This window comes from Flavobacterium sp. ST-158 (genome assembly GCF_058309975.1).
Window position 1 is genome coordinate 321177 of the sequence record NZ_JBZEEN010000002.1, and the last position, 22133, is coordinate 343309.

General features: G+C 35.0%; 14 protein-coding genes. All 14 read left to right on the plus strand.

The window, feature by feature from the left end; translation table 11 throughout:
* Positions 1 to 12 precede the first annotated feature (12 nt).
* The 14 genes from AC4FRF_RS05770 to AC4FRF_RS05835 all read left to right on the plus strand — a co-directional run bounded on the left by AC4FRF_RS05770 (position 13) and on the right by AC4FRF_RS05835 (position 22131).
* On the plus strand, positions 13 to 2475 hold the full coding sequence (locus tag AC4FRF_RS05770) for a glycoside hydrolase family 95 protein (RefSeq protein WP_491158537.1): 2463 nt from the start codon (positions 13 to 15) through the stop codon (positions 2473 to 2475).
* A gap of 5 nt (positions 2476 to 2480) precedes the next feature.
* A complete protein-coding gene (locus AC4FRF_RS05775; protein WP_491158538.1) occupies positions 2481 to 3878 on the plus strand; it encodes a glycosyl hydrolase family 28 protein in 1398 nt (465 codons plus the stop codon).
* 354 nt (positions 3879 to 4232) lie between these two features.
* The gene (locus AC4FRF_RS05780; protein ID WP_491158539.1) at positions 4233 to 7022 is read left to right on the plus strand and encodes an endo-acting ulvan lysase-like protein; all 2790 of its coding nucleotides are present in this window, start codon (positions 4233 to 4235) and stop codon (positions 7020 to 7022) included.
* Entirely contained in the window at positions 7019 to 8962 is a 1944-nt protein-coding gene (locus AC4FRF_RS05785; RefSeq protein ID WP_491158540.1) for an alpha/beta fold hydrolase, read from the plus strand. Before AC4FRF_RS05780 ends, AC4FRF_RS05785 begins: the two co-directional genes overlap by 4 nt.
* Positions 8959 to 10401 (plus strand): glycoside hydrolase family protein, encoded by a 1443-nt coding sequence (locus AC4FRF_RS05790; protein ID WP_491158541.1) that lies wholly within the window; start codon positions 8959 to 8961, stop codon positions 10399 to 10401. Before AC4FRF_RS05785 ends, AC4FRF_RS05790 begins: the two co-directional genes overlap by 4 nt.
* 10 nt (positions 10402 to 10411) lie before the next feature.
* A complete protein-coding gene (locus tag AC4FRF_RS05795; protein ID WP_491158542.1) occupies positions 10412 to 11614 on the plus strand; it encodes a BT3233 family polysaccharide utilization protein in 1203 nt (400 codons plus the stop codon).
* Between the two features lie 27 nt (positions 11615 to 11641).
* The gene (locus tag AC4FRF_RS05800; RefSeq protein ID WP_491158543.1) at positions 11642 to 13297 is read left to right on the plus strand and encodes a glycoside hydrolase family 43 protein; all 1656 of its coding nucleotides are present in this window, start codon (positions 11642 to 11644) and stop codon (positions 13295 to 13297) included.
* A 10-nt stretch (positions 13298 to 13307) separates the two neighbouring features.
* Positions 13308 to 13859, plus strand: a complete 552-nt coding sequence (locus AC4FRF_RS05805) for a hypothetical protein (protein ID WP_491158545.1) — start codon at positions 13308 to 13310, stop codon at positions 13857 to 13859.
* Positions 13860 to 13885: 26 nt separating this feature from the next.
* Positions 13886 to 14731: a hypothetical protein gene (locus AC4FRF_RS05810; RefSeq protein ID WP_491158546.1), complete on the plus strand. Its 846-nt coding sequence runs from the start codon at positions 13886 to 13888 to the stop codon at positions 14729 to 14731.
* A gap of 178 nt (positions 14732 to 14909) precedes the next feature.
* Positions 14910 to 16859, plus strand: coding sequence for a glycoside hydrolase family 97 protein (locus AC4FRF_RS05815; protein ID WP_491158547.1), 1950 nt, complete (start codon positions 14910 to 14912; stop codon positions 16857 to 16859).
* Positions 16860 to 16870: 11 nt separating this feature from the next.
* Positions 16871 to 18472 carry a hypothetical protein gene (locus tag AC4FRF_RS05820; protein WP_491158548.1) on the plus strand — a complete coding sequence of 534 codons (1602 nt, stop codon included), beginning with the start codon at positions 16871 to 16873 and terminating at the stop codon, positions 18470 to 18472.
* 240 nt (positions 18473 to 18712) lie between these two features.
* Complete coding sequence (locus tag AC4FRF_RS05825) at positions 18713 to 19957, plus strand: glycoside hydrolase family 88 protein (protein ID WP_491158549.1); 1245 nt, start codon at positions 18713 to 18715, stop codon at positions 19955 to 19957.
* Positions 19958 to 19987: 30 nt separating this feature from the next.
* Positions 19988 to 21313 carry a sugar porter family MFS transporter gene (locus tag AC4FRF_RS05830; RefSeq protein WP_491158550.1) on the plus strand — a complete coding sequence of 442 codons (1326 nt, stop codon included), beginning with the start codon at positions 19988 to 19990 and terminating at the stop codon, positions 21311 to 21313.
* Positions 21314 to 21345: 32 nt separating this feature from the next.
* The gene (locus AC4FRF_RS05835; RefSeq protein ID WP_491158551.1) at positions 21346 to 22131 is read left to right on the plus strand and encodes a gluconate 5-dehydrogenase; all 786 of its coding nucleotides are present in this window, start codon (positions 21346 to 21348) and stop codon (positions 22129 to 22131) included.
* Positions 22132 to 22133: the final 2 nt, after the last annotated feature.

Here is a 22133-nt window from a genome sequence, read left to right on the forward strand (position 1 = left end):
TAAAAAAACAAAATGAAAAAACATTTAGTATATATGTTAATGCTAATTTTTAGCATTAATATTCATGCTCAAAAAGATATTAAATTATGGTATAATAAACCAGCTTCACAATGGATTGAAGCCTTACCATTGGGTAACGGGCGTCTTGGAGCTATGGTTTTTGGAGGTGTTCAGGATGAATTAATACAATTGAATGAAGGTTCTTTGTGGTCAGGAGGCCCTATGAAAAAGAATGTAAATCCAGATGCATATCAATATTTACAACCGCTAAGAGAAGCTTTGTATGCTGAAGATTTTCAAAAAGCAACTGAACTTTGTCGTAAAATGCAAGGCTATTTTACAGAAAGTTTCCTGCCAATGGGAGATTTATTAATTCATCAGAATTTTGGTAGTGATAAGCCCCAAAATTATTACCGTGATCTGAAATTAAATCAAGCGGTAGCGACGACAAGCTTTACCATAAATGGAATAAAATATTTGCGTGAAGTATTTACTTCTGCTCCAGAAAATTGTATGATTGTAAAAATTAGTGCTTCGAAAAAAGGAGCATTAACTTTTGACGCAAAATTAAAAAGTCCATTATCAAATACGGTTTCTATTTTGACTAATGATCGAATTGTTTTGGATGGAAAAGCACCTGCCCGGGTAGATCCGAGTTATTATAATAAAAAAGACAGAGAATCAATAGTGATGGAAGATACTACTGGATGTAACGGAATGCGTTTTAGAATGGATTTAAAAGCATCACTTAAAGATGGTACTGTAAAAACGGATGCAGATGGAATTCATGTTTCCGGAGCTACAGAGGTAATTCTTTATTTTACGGCGGCTACAAGTTTTAATGGATTTGATAAATGTCCTGATTCTCAGGGTAGGGACGAAAAAGCCATTACTGATAGTATTATAAAGAAAACTATAGTGCAAAAATATAAATCACTTAAAAAAGAACATTTAGCAGATTATCAACAATATTTTAATAGGGTTCAATTAGATTTAGGAGAGAAAAAAACAAATGTGGCTATTGCTACACTCCCATGGGATGAACGTTTAAAAGCATATACTGGCGGAGGAAAAGATAGTCAGTTAGAACAAACATTTTATCAGTATGGACGTTATCTATTAATTTCTTCATCACGTCCGGGTGGACAACCTGCTAATTTGCAGGGAATTTGGAATAAGGAGTTACGAGCACCTTGGAGTTCTAATTATACCATTAATATAAATACTCAAATGAATTATTGGCCTGCTGAGCAGACAAATTTATCAGAAATGCATCAACCTCTTTTGGATTGGATAGAAAATCTTTCTAAAACAGGAAAAATTACTGCTTCAGAATATTATCATACTCGTGGTTGGGTAGCTCATCATAATTCGGATATTTGGGGGTTAAGTAATGCTGTAGGTAATAAAGGAGACGGTGCTCCAACTTGGGCCAATTGGTATATGGGAGGAAGTTGGTTGTGTCAACATCTTTGGGAGCATTATAGCTTTACAGGTGATACAGAATTTTTGCGTAAGCTGGCTTACCCAGTGATGAAAGAAGCTGCTTTGTTTTGTTTTGATTGGTTACAGGAAAAAGATGGGTATTTGATAACCGCTCCTTCGACTTCACCAGAAAATGAAATAAGAGTTAATGGTAAAAATTTTGGAGTAACTGTTGGGGCAACAATGGACATGTCTATTTGCAGAGATTTATTTAGTAACCTTATCAAAGCATCAGAAATTTTGAATATAGATGAAAATTTCCGTAAAGATTTAGAATTGAAAAAAGCTAAATTATTACCATTACAAATAGGAAGCAAAGGACAATTATTGGAATGGAATAAAGAATTTGAAGAGGCAACACCTCAACAACGTCATATTTCGCATTTATATGGTTTGCATCCGGCAGCTGAAATATCACCAATTAATACTCCAAATTTTGCTGAAGCATGTAAAAAAACTTTAGAATTAAGAGGGGACGAAGGGACTGGTTGGAGTAAGGCATGGAAAATTAATTTTTGGGCTCGACTTTTTGATGGAAATCATGCATATAAAATGATACGGGATATTTTGCAATATACTGATAAAAGTGGTAGTGGTGTTACAGGAGGTGGAACCTATCCCAACTTTTTTGATGCTCATCCCCCTTTTCAAATTGATGGGAATTTTGGTGCTACCGCAGGTATAACCGAGATGTTATTGCAAAGTCAAAGTGGTTTCATTCATTTATTGCCAGCTTTACCTCAGGAATGGAAAAATGGAAAAGTTTCCGGTTTAAGAGCTAGAAATGGTTTCGAATTGGCTATAGATTGGTCAAATGGAGAATTAAAATCGGCAAGAATTAAGTCGATAAATGGAGAAATATGTGTTTTAAGAGCATCGCAACCATTCAAAGTTAAAGGGATAAAAGAAGAGGTGATTAAAGATGAATATGGTTATGTACTTCGTTTTCCAACCCATAAAAGCCAAATATATCTTTTAAAAGCAGAATAATTAGGATGAAAAAAAAAAAATTTACAATTCTGGCATTTTTGATGTTTTTTCAATTATCAGCTCAGGAATTAATCACTTACAACGCACCTGGAGGCTATCAATATTCGGCACATAATGATGATTTTACCGTTTTGGTAAGAACCCCAAAAGGAGAATGGAAAGATTTGTTTGAATACAATGTCGAAGTAGATTTAGATACTAAATCCATTGCTTCAATGGTTTATTTTGATTTTTCAGAGAAAGTAGAGGTAATGATTAGGAAGAATAATGGATTAATCAATACTCTAAATATCCGTCCGGCAATTTTAGGAATTAAGCCAACAGTGAAAGGAAATACAATAACTTTTTCGTTAGATAAACCATCCAAATTATCGATAGAAATTGACGGTGACAAACTCCATAATTTGCATCTTTTTGCTAATGCCATTGAAAAAAATAAACCAAATCCCAAGGATCCCAATGTGATTTATTTTGGTCCTGGTGTTCACCAACCCAATGATCAGCCGGGAGAAGTTTATCATATTCCATCTGGAAAAACAGTATATATTGATGGAGGTGCTATAGTGAAAGCAAAGTTTTTGATAGCCAACGCCAATAATGTTACTCTTCGTGGAAGAGGAATTATTATGCAGCCCGAAAGAGGAGTAGAAATTCGGAACTCCAAAAATGTAAGTATTGATGGTCTAACATTTATAAATCCCTCTCATTACACCGTTTATGGTGGACAAAGTCAAGGATTAACTATTCGAAATATTAAATCATTTAGTAGTAAAGGTTGGAGTGATGGTATTGATTTGATGTCTTGTTCAGATGTTGAAATAGATGATGTTTTTATGCGTAATTCAGATGATTGTATTGCTATTTATGGCCATCGTTGGGATTTTTACGGAGATGCAAGAAATTATTTGATTCACAATTCTATTTTATGGGCAGATGTGGCTCACCCAACAAATATTGGACTTCACGGAGATGCAGAAGGAAAGGGCGATGTAATTGAAAACATAACATTCTCAAATATCGATATTCTGGAGCATGACGAAGACGACCGAAATTATCAGGGATGTTTAGCCATTAGTGCCAGCGATAATAACCTAGTGAAAAAAATACGCTATGAAAACATTCGAATTGATGATATTCAGGAGGGACAGTTATTTAATTTTAGAGTCTATTTTAATGAAAAATACAGTAATGCTCCTGGTAAAGGAATTCAAAATTTATTCTTGTCTAACATTAATTATACCGGGCGTTCTGTAAATCCATCTTTAATAGAGGGGTTTTCAAAAGATAAAGCAATTGAAGGGATTACCATTGATAATTTTAAAATTAATGGGGAGTTAATTCAAAATAATAAAACCAATTTTTTTGTAAAAGATTTTGTTCAAAATTTAGTGTTTCAAAAATAAATTTTATCTGGAAAATTCAAAAGCCTGAAAAGCCTGTTTAAATTAGGTTTTTCAGGCTTTTTTGGTTGATAATTTATACTAAATGCACCATAAGTTATCATGAAAAATCGCTATTATCACTAATATTGAAAAAGTTTAGAAACAGATTTTCCAGTCTTTCTAAACGTTTTAATGAGTTTAAAAAAAGTTAATAAAATCCACGTTTAAATTTATTCAGAAAAATAAAAGAGTGGTGTAAAATACAAATTTTGGTTAGTTTGTAATTAGTTTGGTTACTGTAGTTAAGGTTGCTGGGTGGTTTTCAGCAACCTTTAATCAAATTTTTATAACTTACTTGAATATAAAATAATTACTATGCGAAATAAAATTCTGTCGTTTCTTTTTCTGTTGTTTTCTTTAAGTAATGCGGAATCTCAAAATTTGCCTGTTCCTCAAAATATAGGCTCACAACATCCTCGTGTTTTTGGGAAAGATATGTCATTGAATCAGCTAAAAGAGCTGGTGCAAAAGGAAGATTGGGCAGTAGCAATAATTACTAAAACTAAAAATAATGTTGCACCTTATCTTGAGTATTATAAAAAAGATAAAACATGGCTGGTTTCCAGATTACAAATGTATTGGAAAACCAAATCAACACAGGTGTACATTAATGGAGGAAAATACGATCATGCTGAGGGTGAAGCACCGGTTCCTACGGTAAAGTTTATTGGCGGGCGTGGTACGCCGTCTAGTTATAGAACTCCAAAATTAGAAGATATTAAACCTTATATGGATGATCCTAGAGGTTTATATCTTCAAAACAGCACTACTAATGTTTGGGAATGGGGACCTATTGTTGCTACATCTGGAATTGTAAATTCAATCAATAGACAAATTTTAACTATTGCCCGTGATGCAGCATTTTTGTATTGGTTTACTAAAAATGAAGATTACGCAAATTTAGCTGGCAATGTGCTGGATACTTATTTGAAAGGGGTTTACTATTTGAAAGAACCTATTGATTTAAGTCATGGGCATCATCAAACTTTGGTAAGTTACATCCAGTTTGAAGTTATCCAAGATCATATTTTAAATGAAATAACACAATGTTATGATTTTTTACATGATTTTATTCGGGATAAAAATCCGGAAAGTTTAGCAATTTATGATGCAACTTTACAAAAATGGGCCGACTTACAAATTAAAAATGGAGTGAGTTTTAATAACTGGAATTTGTTAGAAGCGGCTCATATTTCGCGCATCGCTTTGGTTTTAGAAAACAATTCAGCTTATAAAAATGGAAAAGGGGCGCAGTACTATCTGGATCAAATCATGAATCAAACCTCTACCAGACAATGGTCGATGAATAAATTGATGGATTATGGTTACGATAAAACTACAGGGGTTTGGAATGAAAGCCCAGGCTATTCCATGAATGTTTTAAGTGATTTTATTTCGTTTGCCGAGTTTTACGACCGTAATTTTGATATTGATTTGTTAAAAGAAATGCCAATATTAAATCAGGCAGTAAAATCATCTGTACAATACCTGTATCCAAATAAATTTATGGTTTCTTTTGGGGATGGTCATTACAATAAATTACGTAAAGAACCGCTACTTTATAGTATCGAAAACGCACAGAAATATGGTAAGAAAGCCGATGAGGAATATTTTACCAAAATGTATCAAACGATTTATAGCGACGAAGCCCGAGAAGGAAAATTTATTGGGAAAAATATTCAGGATCTTTTCGTAGAAAAAAAATTAGTATTTGATAAAAATAGAACAGCCGGAAAATTAACCGATTTTACAACACCCTTATTTTATGTACCGCATAACAGTTGGTTGGTACAACGTCAGGGCGAAGGGGATTCCGCTTTAATGATTAGTCAGATAGGTTCCTTAGGAAATCACATGCACTCTAATGGGATTGCGATGGAATTGTATGGTAAAGGTTTGCCGTTAGCCCCTGAAATGGGACACGGTTCTAATTATTTTTCGATAGAATATGCCGAATATTATACCCAGTTTCCTGCCCATAATACCGTTATTGTGAATGGAAAATCCAAGTATCCCGAAATGAAGAGCAATCATGCCTTTAGTTTGAATACTGCCTATCCTAAAAGTGGTATTACTAAAGGAATTGTTCCGGGAATTATTTTTTCTGATGTTTCTTTTTTAGAGCCTGAAACTTATAGCGATCAGCGCAGAGTTATGGGAATTGTAAAAGATAGTGAAGAGGATGGATATTACATTGATATTTTTCGCTCCAATCAGAAAGACGGTAATAACATAAAGAATGAATATTTCTTCCATAATCTGGGACAAAATTTAGAATTGACCGCAATAAATGGAGCTCCATTGAATTTGCAACCAACTACAAAATTGGCTTTTGGTGATGGTGATTTGATGGCTTATGATTACATGTGGGATAAAAAATCAATGGAAACATCTCAGGATTTTAAAGGTAAATTTAATCTAGCTTTAAAAGATAAAACCGTAAACATGAATCTTTGGTTTCAAGGTCAATCAGACAGAGAAATTTTCTCAGTACTTTCGCCAAAGTCAACAGCCTTGTCCCATGGCTTATTGCCGGATGAAATTTGTAAAAGTCCGATACCAACTTTAGTCGTAAGACAAAATGGTGAAGCATGGAACCGTCCTTTTGTAGCTATTTACGAACCGGCTTTAAATAATGAAACCAATATTCAGTCAGTGGATTATTTTGGAAGAAATGAGTTTGTAGGGATTCATGTGACTAATAAATCAGGAAAAGAAGATTTTATTTTTTCGAATACTACTGCCAATGAGAAAATGAATTTTAATTTATTTTCAGTTACGGGAACTTATGGAATAATCAGTAAAAAAGCAGCTGATTTTACACTTTTTCTAGGCAATGGAAAAAATATTTCAAATGGAAAATATTCATTGGATTTAGACAATGAAGTGGCTTCTGCTGTTTTGAAAAATGAAAACGGAGATTTGTATTTTAGTTCAGATGTAGCTGTAACGCTTTCAATTGTTGCAGAAGGAAAAATCAAAAACGGAATTTTAACCGATACAGCTGGAACAAAATATGAAGGGATTTATAATAAAAAGGAGAAAACGCTAAGTTTTAAGTTGCCTTCATTATCGTATCAAAAAATTAAAATTGATATGAAATGATGAAAGTGCTAAATCAAATGTTTGTTAAAGTTTATGAAGCTGCAATATTGATTCTTTTGTTATCAGCTTTTAGTAATTTATTTGGGCAAAGGCATCAACAAAAAAAACACAGAGATTATGATTTTTCAGCAATTGAACATAAAATCCAAACTTGGGTTGATAGCAGTTATTATTCAGGAGCATCTATTTTAGTTTCTCAAAAGGATAAGGTTATATATGAAAAATATTTTGGAAATTATAATAAAAATACTCAGGTGTTCATTGCCTCTGCCGGAAAATGGCTGGCTGCCGCAACAATTGCTTCAGTAGTCGAAAAGACCAATCTTTCCTGGGATGATAAGGTGAACAAATGGTTGCCTGAATTTAAAGATGTTAAAGGAGAAGCTACTTTGAGACAGCTTTTTTCACATACTTCCGGTTTTCCGGATTATCAGCCTAAGGATTCAGTTGCTGATAATTACCAAACATTAGAAGAATCGGTAAAGCACATAGTGAATTTACCCGCTGATGCCGAGCCAGGAAGTGTTTTTCATTATGGTGGTTTGGCAATGCAGCTAGCCGGAAGAATGGCAGAACTGGCCACGGGTAAGGATTTTGAAACTATTTTTCAAGAGAATATTGCAGTTCCATTAGAAATGAAGAATACGCATTTTGTGCCTGTGGATGATAGTGGAGGGCATAGCCCAATGTTGGGTGGAGGAGCAAAAAGTACACTTTATGATTATGCCCATTTTTTAGAAATGATCAGTCATGATGGAATTTATAAAGGTAAACCAATTTTAAGCGCGGCATCTGTTGCAGAGATGCAGGCTGATCAAATAAAAGATGCAAAAGTTGCCAATCACGAATATGTGGAAAGAGTAAGGGCTGAAAAGCATAATGGGATTTATGGCTTAGGAGAATGGAGAGAAGAGTTGGACTCTAATAGGAAAGCGGTTTTAATCAGCAGTCCCAGTTGGGCAGGTGCTTATCCCTGGATTGATAAAACGACCAGTACCTATGGTTTTTTACTGACACATGTTGATGTAGCAAAAGCAAATAAAGATGGATTCTCATCCTTTTATAATAGTCCCGTTTTGCCCATTATGGTTCGGGATGTATATAAAAATGCTGCTTTGAGTAGTGACGTAAAAACTGGTTTTGTAGATGTAGGCAATGCAAAATTGTATTATGAAGAATTAGGAAAAGGAGAGCCACTAATTTTTATTCACGGTCATTCATTTGATCATAGTGAGTGGGATCCTCAGTTTTTTGAATTTGCTAAGAAATACAGAGTGATTCGATACGATTGCAGAGGATATGGTTATTCTGATATGCCAAAAGAAGGAGAGCAATTTTTACATGCCGAAGACCTTTTGAAAATAATAGATTATCTAAAAATCAAAAAGGTTCATTTAGTTGGACTTTCGATGGGAGGATTTATAGCAGCAGATTTTTTGGCTTTGCATCAAGACCGACTTTTGTCAGCTACAATGGCTAGTGGTGATATTTTTCCGGTTTTTGGACCATCGGAACCTTGGACAAAAGAACAATTAGCTATTCGAAGGGCAGAAATCGAAAAAATCAAAAAAGCAGGAACGATGAACCAAAAATGGGAGTGGTTAAATGCATTGATGCGTAAAGGGGGGACTGATTTAGAAGCAATAAGAAGGCCCGTTTGGGATATGATTTACAAATGGGATCAGTGGCAGCCATTACATGCAGAACCTAGATTAGTATTAGGTAATGATGTGATTTCTATGCTTAAGGATCAAAAAATATCGGTGCCGGTGATGGTTTTAACGGGTGAAGCTGATAAAGATAATCGCAATAAGTTATTAGAATGCATTCCGCTGGCAAAACAAGTAATTGTACCTAATGCAGGTCATGTGAGTAATCTGGAAAATCCTATTGATTTTAATCGATTAGTATTTGAATTTTTAAAAAACTATAAAAAATGATATTTCATATACGATTTATATTAGCTGTATTTAGTCTGGTAGTTTCTAATGCTTTTGCAGTTAGCAAAGACAGCGTAGTAGTTTATAATCCATCTCAGGGTATTATAAAAACGATGCACAATAACGACTTTTCAGTAAAGGTTAGAAAACCGGGCGGAGTGTGGAAAGATTTATTTGAATATAATGTAAAAGTGGATCAGGTAATTGGTACCGGACATTCGGTGCAAAATGCTTCGATGGCATCTTTTGATTTTTCCGGAACGGTTGAAGTAGCTGTGACTTCAAATAAAGGAAACATCAATTCAGCAAGAGTTCGTCCGCTATCGAAAGGAATTAAAACTCAAATCGACAAAAATATCTTGTATTTTACTTTAACAAATCCTGCGAATCTATCGGTAGAAATCAATGATGATATTTTTCATAATCTGCATTTATTTGCTAACCCAATTGAAAAAAACAAACCCAATCCTAAAGATAAAAATGTAATTTATTTCGGTCCCGGAATTCATGAATTTCCTAATCAAAAACTAATAGTGCCTTCCAATAAAACAGTTTATTTGGCTGGAGGTGCTGTAGTAAAGGGGCAAATACTTATTGACAATGTTCAAAATGTGAAAGTTTGCGGCAGAGGAATAGTTGATCAGGAAGTCAGACTGGGCATTAAAATAGCATTTTCTAAAAATATTACTGTTCAGAATATTTTCGCTTCGCAATGCTTCACAGGTGAATCGGATCAGGTAACTATTCAAAATGTAAAAACCATCAGTTTTTTTGGTTGGGGTGATGGTATGAATATAATGGCAGCTAGCAATGTCTTGTTTGATGGGGTTTTCATTCGTTCTTCTGACGATTGTACTACGGTTTATGGTACTCGTAAAGAGTTTAAAGGAGGAGCTAAAAATATAAGCATGAAAAATGCTACCCTTTGGGCCGATGTGGGACACCCTATTTTAATTGGGACACATGGTAATAGTGAAAAGCCGGATGTGCTGGAAAATCTAAACTATCAAAATATTGATATTTTAGATCATAAAGAAAAACAACAGGATTATCAGGGGTGTATGAGTATCAATGTTGGAGATAATAATCTGGCTAAAAACGTGCTTTTTGAGAATATCAGAGTAGAAGATTTCAGAGAAGGACAATTGCTTAATTTGAGAGTGTTTTATAACGCCAAGTATTGTACAGCACCCGGTTTAGGAATAGAAAATGTAGTCTTTCGCAATATTGAATACAAGGGAAAGAATGCAAATACTTCTATAATTACCGGTTATAACGAAAACAGAAAAATTAAAAATATCAGTTTTGAAAACTTAAAAATAAACGGGGTTTTAATTTCTGATGATATGATAGGGAAACCTAAGTGGTATAAAACCTCCGATATGGCTAACATTTTTGTTGGAGAACATATTGAGGGAATAACTTTTAAAACGAATTAAAATATATATTATGAGATACAAGTATTTCAAAAGAGCACTTTTTGTAGCAAGCTTTTTTCAGTTGATAACTTTAACTGCATGTACAAAAAAAGATGAAGTAGCTGAGATTAATGTTGAAGTTAAAAACACATCGGATTTTAACAGAAAAGAAATTGTTAGTCTTCAACGAAATAAATTAAAGTCTCTTCTGGAAAAAAATGTAGAAATGAACATTCGACTAAAACAACAAGGAACTAAAGAATATCTTACTACTCAGTGGATTGATTACAACAAGGATGGAAAAGGGGATGAATTGTTGTTTCAAGCTAATTTAAAGGCACATTCCACCGCCCAATATGTGATTCTAATCGATACCATAGTCGTAAAAGAACCAAAGGTGAAAACCTACTCCCGTTTTGTTCCGGAACGTATTGATGATTACGCCTGGGAAAATAATAAAGTGGCATTCAGAGCTTATGGTCCTGTCGCACAACAATTAGTTGAAGAAGGTAAAGAAGGTGGAACACTTTCGAGTGGGATCGATTTATGGTTGAAAAAAGTGGACTATTCTATAATTGACAGTTGGTATCAAAAAAATGTAGCCAATCCGGGATATTATCATATTGAGCATGGTGAAGGATATGATCCCTATCATGTAGGGGCAAGTCGCGGAACTGGAGGAACAGGATTGTGGGAAAAAGATAGTTTACAAGTATCTAAAAATTATGTGAGTTACAAAACTGTAACCACAGGACCTTTGCGAACCGTTTTTGAATTGACTTATGCTCCTTGGAGTAGTTATGATATTCAGGAAGTGAAAAGAATTTCACTGGATTTGGATTCTAATTTTTCAAAATTTGAAATTAGTTATCGTTCAAATAAAAGGATTCCTAATTATACAGTTGGTATTACGCTTCATGATAAAAAAGGGGAAGTGAATATCAATAAACCCAAGGGATGGTTTCGTCATTGGGAACCAATAGATAGTGCATTTGTTGGAGAAGGTATTGTCTTAAGTCCAAAATTAATTGATACTGCTTTTGTTCATGATTCCAAAACAGCTGATCAAAGTAATTTGTTAATACTAACTAATCCGGACGATAAAATAACTTATTATGCTGGTTTTGCCTGGACAGGAAGTAAACAGATTAGAGATGTTATGGACTGGGATGAAATGCTTGATAAACAAGCAAAAATTATAGCTAGTCCTTTAAAAGTTAAGGTAATAAAGTAAGGAAGGAATTCGTAAGAAATTAAGAGAATGATTTTTAAAATTAAATATAGATTACTATTGGTATTAGGCTTGTCTTTAGGTGCCTGTACATCGGTAAAAAAAACTGAATTACAGCTAAAAGGAGGCAATTATATTTCTCAAGTTTGGCAATCTGATAGGGGGGATGGTACGTACACCAATCCAATTTTGTATGCCGATTATTCCGATCCGGATGTAATTCGGGTAGGGGAGGATTATTATATGACAGCCAGTAGTTTTAACTGTGTTCCTGGTTTGCCTATTTTACATTCTAAGGATTTGGTGAATTGGCAGATTATCAATTATGCTTTGGAAAAACAAATTCCCGAAGCCGTTTTTAATATTCCACAACACAGCAAAGGTGTTTGGGCACCTAGTATTCGTTATCATAAAGGAGAATTTTATATTTACTGGGGCGATCCTGATTTTGGTGTCTATATGGTTAAAACCAAAAACATTTATGGTAAATGGTCAGTACCAGTTTTAGTAATGGAAGGAAAAGGAATCATTGATCCCTGTCCGCTCTGGGATGGTGAAAATACTTATTTAGTTCACGCCTGGGCAGGTAGTCGTGCCGGAATTAATAGTGTATTGACTATAAATAAAATGAATGCTGAAGGAACAAAAGTACTTGATGAAGGTCAAAATGTTTTTGATGGACACGACCATCATCACACTATGGAAGGGCCTAAATTGTATAAAAAAGACGGCTATTATTATATTTTTGCTCCGGCAGGAGGTGTAGAAAATGGCTGGCAGGTAGTGATGCGATCTAAAAATATTTACGGGCCTTATGAAGATAAAATTGTATTAGAACAAGGAAGTACTATAATAAATGGTCCCCATCAGGGTGCTTGGGTAACGACTCCTGATGATGCTTCCTGGTTTATCCATTTTCAGGATCAGGGTGTTTACGGACGTGTGTTGCATTTACAACCGATGCAATGGAAAGACAATTGGCCTTTAATTGGAAAAGATTTTGATGGGAACGGAGTTGGAGAACCGATACTCTCTGGGGTGAAACCAGTAAACGACAATAGTTTACCAATTATGCATCCTGTTGAAAGTGATGAATTTGAGAATGGAAAACCGGGCTTGCAATGGCAATGGTATGCTAATTCATCTGTAAAGTGGAGTGCACAAATTCCGGGTTCTGATTATCTACGGTTATTTGCCATAAGTCAGAAAGAAGAACCCAATCTTTGGAATGTACCTAATCTATTATTACAAAAATTACCGGCTCCTAATTTTACGGCAACAACCAAAGTGAAATTGACTACCGAATGGGAAACGTCTGGAAAAAAAGCAGGCATGTTATTAATGGGAAAATCCTATGCTTATGCTGCGATTGCTTATCATGATGGAAAATATTGGGTGCAACAAATTAGTTGCGTAAATGCTAATGAAGGAACTGCGGAACAACTGATAGAAGAAAAGCCTTTATCTTCAAGCGAAGTGCAACTGCGTATGAAAATCACAGCTCCAAACGCAAGCTGTCGTTTTAGTTATAGTGAAAACGGAATTGATTTTTTTGAATTTGGTAAAGAAGCAATTGCAGAAAAAGATTTATGGATTTCAGCTAAAATAGGAATTTTTGCTCTTAGCCAATCGAATGTAAGAATGGGAGGCTACGCCGATTTTGACTGGTTTAAAATAACAAAATAAAATTGGAGTAATGAAATTAAAAAGAATTGATGTTTTATGTGTTTTGTTGTTTTTTTCTGGTCTTATTATTGCTCAGGCAAAAAGTAATATTAAAGAAATCGAAACTCTCCAAGCTTTGGTACAGCTTGCGTCTAAAAATGGACAACAAATTCGAATGAAACCCGGAGTCTATGATTTAGCCGAATTTATGAATAGTGAGCGGATAGCTAAATTATTAACAGAGCTCCCTGTACAAACAGAGGAACAAAAGCGTCCGCCTCGATGGTTTTTAAGGTTTAGTGGAAACAATAATTCGTTTGACTTTACAGGAGTTACAATAGAAATTGATACTAAATTGTACAAAATATTACCGTATGGTTATACACGTTGTCTTTTTATAGACGGAAATGGTAATAAGCTAAAAGGCTTAACTATCAAAAATACCGGATCTCCTGACATTGGTAGTAACGGTAATATCCTCTCTATTTTTGGTAACGATACCTTACTTGAAGATTTTATGTTGTATGTGAGTGGTTCTTCCTACGGTTATGGTGATTTGTTTGGAAAAGGAGGGCAGTGCTGACTACACTTCAAAAACAAAGCGGTATAATGGTTGCCGGTCAAAACAATATTTTAAGGCGATGTAAAGTATTTAGCCGAGCATTTGGGCATTGTTTTTACATTCAAATCCAAGGTCATGATACAAGAGATATTGTTTTGGAGGATTGTTATGCGGAGGGGGCAATGCGAACCACAGATGATATTTTAGCTGAAAAAGGGGGGCTTGCAGAAAAGTTAAATTACCGCAGCGTATATGAAAACCGTGATGGATATTATTTGATAAGTCCTGGATATACAAAATCATTGAGTGAGGATGGTTTTCGTACCTATGGAGGGGTTGGTAAAGTGACACTTCGTAATTGTATTGCAAAAAACACGCGTTCAGGTTTCGAAATTGGGGGTACTAACGATGCTGTAAATCGTACAGAACTTTATGGTTGTCAGTCCATTGGTGCAGAAAGAGCATTTTTACTGGGATCAAATGTGCTTGTAAGGAATTGTAGAGCTGATATACAATATGGACCACTATTGTATCTGCGCGAAAATACTATAGGAGCTGATGTCGAATTGGAACTTATACCTTCTGTTCCTAAAACAGTAGTACATACAATTGCAACTATTGCTGGTAAAAATCACAGAGTAAGACTTTATACAAATGATATAGATTTTAATGTTCCGGCCTTACCTATTATGCTTGGATTTGGAATGCCCGCTCATGCAGAAATGAGTTCTATAATTCAACCAATGGAAACTGAAAATGTAATATTGGTAAATGAATTGGAGCATAAGCTGATAATAACAAGTGATGAAGCGAAAACCCTTGATATTACATCAGTATCACCAGTATTAAAAAATAGTGATACACAAATAATGAGTGGTAGTGGAAAATGGTAGTAAAGTGATAAATAGGATGGTTTTTTAAAGTATTGATTTGGAATCGATTTTTAAAGACATGCTATAGATGAAAACTTTTTTATATATGTCTGATGCTAAGGGGATTTGCGATGAAGAGGGGTGCATTTTTTTAACAGTTGTGTGGATAAAAAGAAATTAATAAATAAGAATAAAATAAATGATGAAATTAAAAGAAATTTATGCTTTTGGAGTAATGCTTTGTACCATTGCAACAATAAATGCACAAACGATCATAAAGGAAACAGTACAAAACCTAAAGTCTCCTGATGGAGCTTATGATTTTACTTTTTATCAAAAAAAGGGGAATGCAGGCGAAAAACAAATGTATTACAGTCTGGCATTTAAAGGAAAAAAAGTAGTACTCGAGTCAGAACTAGGGGTATTGATTGAAAATAATACATTCGAGTCTGCTCTTGGAATACCAAATGATAGCTGCAAAGTATGGGGTGATAATTTAAATTTCACAGGGATTCAACGTAATGAGGTAAATGAAAACTGGACCCCAGTTTATGGTGAAAATTCGACAATAAGCAATAATTATAATGAAATGACCGTCGCTTTTCGAAAGGGAGATTTGGATAAACAAAAATTAACTGATGGTTACGATAAGAACAAAAGCTATTTCATGAACGTTGTTGTACGTGCTTATGATGAAGGTGTAGCGGTTCGTTATCATTTTCCGGAGCCAACGAATGGTTTATTTTTGCATATTGTTGGGGAACAAACCCAGTTTACCATGCCTGAAGGCACTTTGGCTTATTATGAGCCATGGGCACAGGGACCATTTTCATTACTCCCTCTAAAAGATTGGAAAGGGCAAAGTGAACGCCCTTTGACTATGAAACTTACAAATGGTTTGTCAGTAGCCATTGCCGAGGCCCAAATGACCGATTATGCGCGAATGAAATTTAGTTTAAATGCAACAAAACCAAATACCTTACAGGCTTCATTATACAGCAGTGTAGATGTAATTCCTGCCTATAGTACCCCTTGGCGTGTGATTATAGCAGGAGAAAATGATATTGACCTAATAAAAAATAACACGATTATTTTAAACTTAAATCCAGAAAATCAAATTAAAGACGTTTCCTGGATTAAACCCGGTAAAGCAATTCGTTCAGGATTAAAGCAAGAAGAGGTTAAAAAATGTATCGATTTTTCTGCCGAAAGAGGTTTGCAATACGTGCATTTGGACGCAGGTTGGTACGGTCCCGAAATGAAAATGAGTTCGGATGCAACCAAAGTTTCTGAAACCAAAAATCTTGATATTCCTGAGTTAACAGCCTATGCGGCTTCAAAAGGAATAGGTCTATGGGTCTATGTCAATCAGCGTGCTTTAATTCAACAATTAGACACGATATTGCCTCTGTATAAAAAATGGGGTATTAAAGGAATTAAATTTGGTTTTGTTCAGGTAGGCAATCAACGTTGGACAACCTGGATGCATGAAGCTGTTAAAAAATGTGCTGATTATGGTTTAATGGTGGATATACATGACGAATACCGCCCTACTGGTTTTAGTCGTACCTATCCTAATTTAATGACACAAGAGGGAATTCGTGGTAACGAAGAAATGCCAGATGCAGATCATAATACCATTTTGCCTTTTACACGTTTCTTAGCAGGTCCTGCTGATTATACGATTGCGTATTACAACCAACGTATAAAAAATACGCACGCCCACCAATTGGCATTAGCAGCGGTGTATTATAGTCCGATTCAATTTATGTATTGGTACGACCAGCCTTCTGCATATCAAGGAGAGCCGGAGATTGAGTTTTTTGATCGAGTAAAAGCGGTTTGGGATGAAACTAAAGTGCTTAATGGCAAAATAGGAAAATACATTAGTGTAGCCAGAAGAAGTGGAAATGAATGGTTTGTAGGTGCAATTACGAATACTGAGGCTCGTAAAATAACTATTCCAACAGATTTTCTTGTAAAAGGGAAAAAATATGTAGTGAAATCATTTCAGGACGATGACAACGTAGCAACGCGTACCAAAGTAGCTGTTTCAGAACAAAAGATTAAAGGAGGAGAAGTTTTGAATTTTAATTTAAAAGCTTCCGGAGGTGTGGCTTTAATTATTTCTGAAGTTTCTAAAAAGTAAATATGGTCAAGATGAACAAAATATATTATCTCATTTTTTGTTTCAGTTTATTTTGTCTTAACAGTTATGCTCAGGTATGGGAATGGAGTACTCCGGTAAAGGGAATAATTTCTGATGAAACCAAACAGCATCCACAGGCTTATTTGTGGATTCCCGAAAATTGTAAACAAGTAAAAGGAATTGTTTTTGGTCAACACAATATGATCGAAGAAGGAATGCTGGAGCATGCCTATTTCAGAAAAGTAATGGCAGAATTGGGTTTTGCTGAAGTTTGGGTCACCCCGGTGGTGAGCTGGATGTATGATACGACGAAAGGAGAGGACAAGATAATCTCCGATATGTTCCAAGATTTGGCTAATGTTTCAGGCTATCAGGAATTAGCCTATGCTCCAATTGTCCCTATAGGACATTCGGCTATGGCTAGTTTTCCTTGGAATTTTGCTGCTTTCAATCCCAACCGTACATTAGCTTTAGTTTCAATCCATGGAGATGCGCCACAAACGAATCTAACTGGTAATGGTAAACCTAATCCCGATTGGGGAAATCACAACATTGACGGAATTCCATCCTTATTCATCATGGGGGAATACGAATGGTGGGAGAAAAGGATACAACCTGCTTATTCTTACATAGTAAAACATCCTCAAAGTGTAATTACCCTATTTGCCGATGCCGGTCATGGTCATTTTGATTATTCGGATGCTATGGTGAAATATGTGGCCAATTATATTCGCGAAGCGACTAAAAGAAGGCTTACTGCTAAAAATTTATATAACGAAGTTCCAAAACTAAAACCTGTAAAGCCTGGATCAGGCTGGTTGATGGACAAATGGAGGCAGGATTCTATTCCGCAATCAAAAGCCGCTTCATTTGCTCATTTTAAAGGAGAACGAAGAACCGCTTCCTGGGTATTTGATAAGAATATGGCAAAAAATACGGAACAATTTTATGCGAAATCCAGAGGCAAGAAAATGCAATACATTGGTTTAATACAAGACGGAGAAATAGTTCAGCCAGATAAGAGTCATGCTAATTATGCTTTAAAGTTTAAGCCTTTACAAGACGGTATTTCGTTTACTTTAAAAGCTTTTTTTTCAGATAGCTTAAGGTTAAAACCGGTTTCTGATTTTGCAAAAACGCCACTTTCAATTGATAGAATTTGTGGCCCGGTCAAAAAAATCAATGATTCCACATTTCAAATCAGATTTGATAAACTGGGTTTTAATAATAGCAAACGAAGCAGTGATATTTGGCTTTTGGCACACAATGATGGTGATGCCATTTATAAAAGTGCCGTACAGCAGTTGCATTTGCGATTTCCAATTAAAAACCAAGATGACACACCTCAACAGATTGATTTTGCATCGATAAATGATGTTGCAATTGGAATAAAAAAAATAGCATTAAAAGCAAAATCAAGTACAGGGACAAAAGTAAATTATTATGTAAAAGAAGGCCCTGCTTATATTGATGACAATATACTGCATTTTACTAAAATTCCACCTCGAACCCATTTCCCAATCAAAGTAACAGTAGTAGCTTGGCAATACGGAATGGCAGGTCAATTACAATCAGCTGACCCTGTTGAGCGAAGTTTTTGGATTAGAAAATAGAGGATTCAGACATATAAAAAAGAGAAGCAGTTAAGAGGTAAAACTTAACTGCTTTTTTTATGGAAATAAAGGGACTACTTGGTAAAGGACTGTATTTACGGGATTTTATAGGGTATAAGAACTATAATTTATACTGATTGCATCATAATTTATCTGTTAAAATTATTTTTCTGGCTAACATTGGGGTAAAGTTTATTTAATAAAATATACCCTAATAATGTGAATAATTTTTACTAATATATGAATATAAAAAAACAAATAATAGGCGTCCTTATTAGTTCTTCATTCTTATTAGGATGTGGCAGTAAATATGAAATTAGAAATTTAGAGAAAGGATTTGACGTTGATCAACAATTAATTTATTGTGTAAAACAATCTTCAGATGCTTTAAAATTAATACCCAATAATGATTCTTCTATTCCCAGAAATATTGCTCCAGATAGCAAACAATGGCGTTATGTAGATTATACAGATTGGACCAGTGGTTTTTGGCCTGGTGAACTTTGGTATTTATATGAAACTACAGGGGATCAAAAATGGGAAACAGCTGCAGATAAATTTTCTGCTTATTTAAAACCGCTATCTGTTACACCTGCACTGGATCATGACCTAGGCTTTCAGGTTTTTAATAGTTATGGTAATGGATATCGTATCACTAAAAATCCTGAATATAAGAAGGTTTTGTTAAGAACGGCAGACACTTTAGCTACCTTGTTTAATCCAAAAGTAGGGACTATTTTATCCTGGCCAAGGGAAGTGCCTAATATGGATTGGCCTCAACACAACACTATTATGGATAACATGATAAATTTGGAATTATTGTTTTGGGCTTCTAAAAACGGCGGGAGTAAAAAATTATATGATATGGCGGTAAGCCATGCGACCGTAACGATGAACAATCAATTCAGACCAGATTATACATCATATCATGTAGTAGTTTATAACAAAGAAACCGGCAAAAAAATAAAAGCGGTAACACATCAAGGATATAGCGATAGTAGCATGTGGGCCAGAGGACAAGCATGGGCAATATATGGTTATACTATGGTGTATCGTGAAACTAAAGACACAAAATTTTTGGATTTTGCACATAAAGTGACCCGAGTATATTTAGACCGTTTACCAAAAGATTTGATTCCTTATTGGGATTTTGATGATCCAACGATTCCAAAGGCTCCTCGTGATGCTTCAGCTGCAGCTGTGGTGGCATCGGCTCTTTTAGAATTATCGACCTATACGCAGGATGCTGTTTTAGCAAAAGAATATTTTGATAAAGCCGAAGCGATGCTAAAAGAACTATCAGAGCATTATCAAAGCAGAGATAAAAATACCGCATTGTTATTGCATTCTACGGGGCATAAACCGGCAGGGTCAGAAATTGATTACTCAATCATTTACGCTGATTATTATTATGTAGAAGCTCTATTGAGATATAAAAAAATGAAGGAAGGAGAACAACCTTTGCTAACTTATAAATTCAATTAATAAATAACCAATCAAAAAATAAAATATAAAATGAATAATAAAAAAATAATATACTGGTCGATAGTTGTGGCTTTGGCCGGTTTTTTATTCGGTTTTGATACCGTAGTGATTTCAGGTGCTGATAAGCAACTACAGCAATTATGGAATTCATCCGATTTATATCATGGTCTGGTAGTAATGTCTTCTGCTTTATGGGGAACTGTAATTGGAGCTATTTTCGGTGCCATACCTACTAATGCATTAGGTAGAAAGAAAACTTTGATTTTGATAGGTGTTTTATTTTTCCTTTCAGCAGTGGGGACAGCATTTGCAAATGATTCAATTGTCTTTTCAATTTTTAGATTTTTAGGAGGATTAGGTATTGGTGCATCAACAATTGCAGCACCAACCTATGTTTCTGAAATTGCTCCGGCAAAAGACAGGGGGAAATTGGTAGCTCTTTATCAATTTAATATTGTATTTGGTATTTTGATTGCTTTTTTATCCAATTATTTGTTGCAGGATATAGGTGAGAATTCTTGGCGTTGGATGTTAGGAGTACAGTCGGCGCCGGCTTTAATTTATACCATATTAGTTTTTGGAATTCCAGAAAGTCCACGATGGATTTATCAATATAAAAAGGACAAAGAAAAAGCAGTTGAGATTTTACGTCTGGTGAATACAGAAGAAGAAGTAGCTGAAGAAATAAAAGCCATGGAGCACGAAAAGCAACATGAAGTATTGGATGAATCTATTTTTATGAAAAAATATCGCAAACCGTTGATGCTAGCATTTTTCATTGCGCTATTCAATCAGTTTTCAGGAATAAACGCCTTTTTATATTACGCACCACGTATTTTTGAATTGGCAGGGCTAGAAAAATCAGCTTCCTTTTTCAGTAGTATCGGAATTGGAATTGTTAATTTGATTTTTACCTTAATTGGTATTTCTTTGATTGATAAGTATGGTAGAAAAACATTAATGTATTTAGGTTCGGTAGGCTATATTGTGTCCTTAGGATTAGTAACACTGGCTTTTTATTTTGAATGGAAGGGTATGGCAGTCCCGGTATTTTTCTTTTTATTTATCGCTTCTCATGCTGTAGGTCAGGGTTCTGTAATTTGGGTGTTCATTTCTGAATTATTCCCAAATAAATTGAGAGCTGCAGGAACTTCATTTGGTACTTCTGTTCATTGGGTTTTAGCAGCGCTAATTCCTTCTTTTATACCATTCTTGTTTAAAGAAATTGGTTCAACTACTGTGTTCGCTATCTTTTGTCTAATGATGGTTTGGCAATTACTTTGGGTATTCTTTAAAATGCCGGAAACTAAAGGGAAAACATTAGAAGAATTATCAGAAAGTCTGTCTACAAAATAATATTAAACTAACAACTAATAAATATAACAAAGATGACAAATTTATTTAGCCTTGAAGGTAAAACGGCTATGGTTACTGGTGGAATACATGGATTAGGAATGGCAATGGCAGAGGGTTTAGCCAAAGCAGGAGCAGAGTTAATTATTACTAATAATGTGCAGGAGCCTTTAGACGCGGCTATAGAACAATATAAGAAAGCAGGATTCAAAGCTACAGGCTATGTATTTGATGTTACCGATGAGGTAGACGCTGAAAAGAAAGTAGCTGAAATAGAAGCCAATCATGGTAAAATTGATATTTTAGTTAATAATGCAGGGATTATCATGCGTGTTTTGGCCATTGATATGAAAGTAGAAGACTTCCGTAAAGTAATCGATGTCGATTTAGTGGGGCCTTTTATCATGTCAAAATTGGTAGCTAAAGGAATGATTGCACGTCAATCAGGTAAGATTATTAATATTTGTTCGATGATGAGCGAATTAGGTCGCGACAATGTTAGTGCTTATGCTTCTGCCAAAGGAGGATTGAAAATGTTAACCAGAAACTTAGCGACGGAATGGGCGAAATATAATGTTCAGGTTAATGCAATTGGACCGGGATATTTTGCTACTTCGCAAACAGCTCCAATTCGTGTGGACGGCCATCCGTTTAACGAATTTATCATTGGAAGAACACCTGCAGGCCGATGGGGGGATCCTGAAGATTTAGCCGGAACAGCAGTTTTCTTGGCATCTGATGCCAGTAATTTTGTAAACGGTCAGGTGATTTATGTGGATGGTGGTATTTTAGCTACTATCGGGAAACCTTCTAATGAATAAAA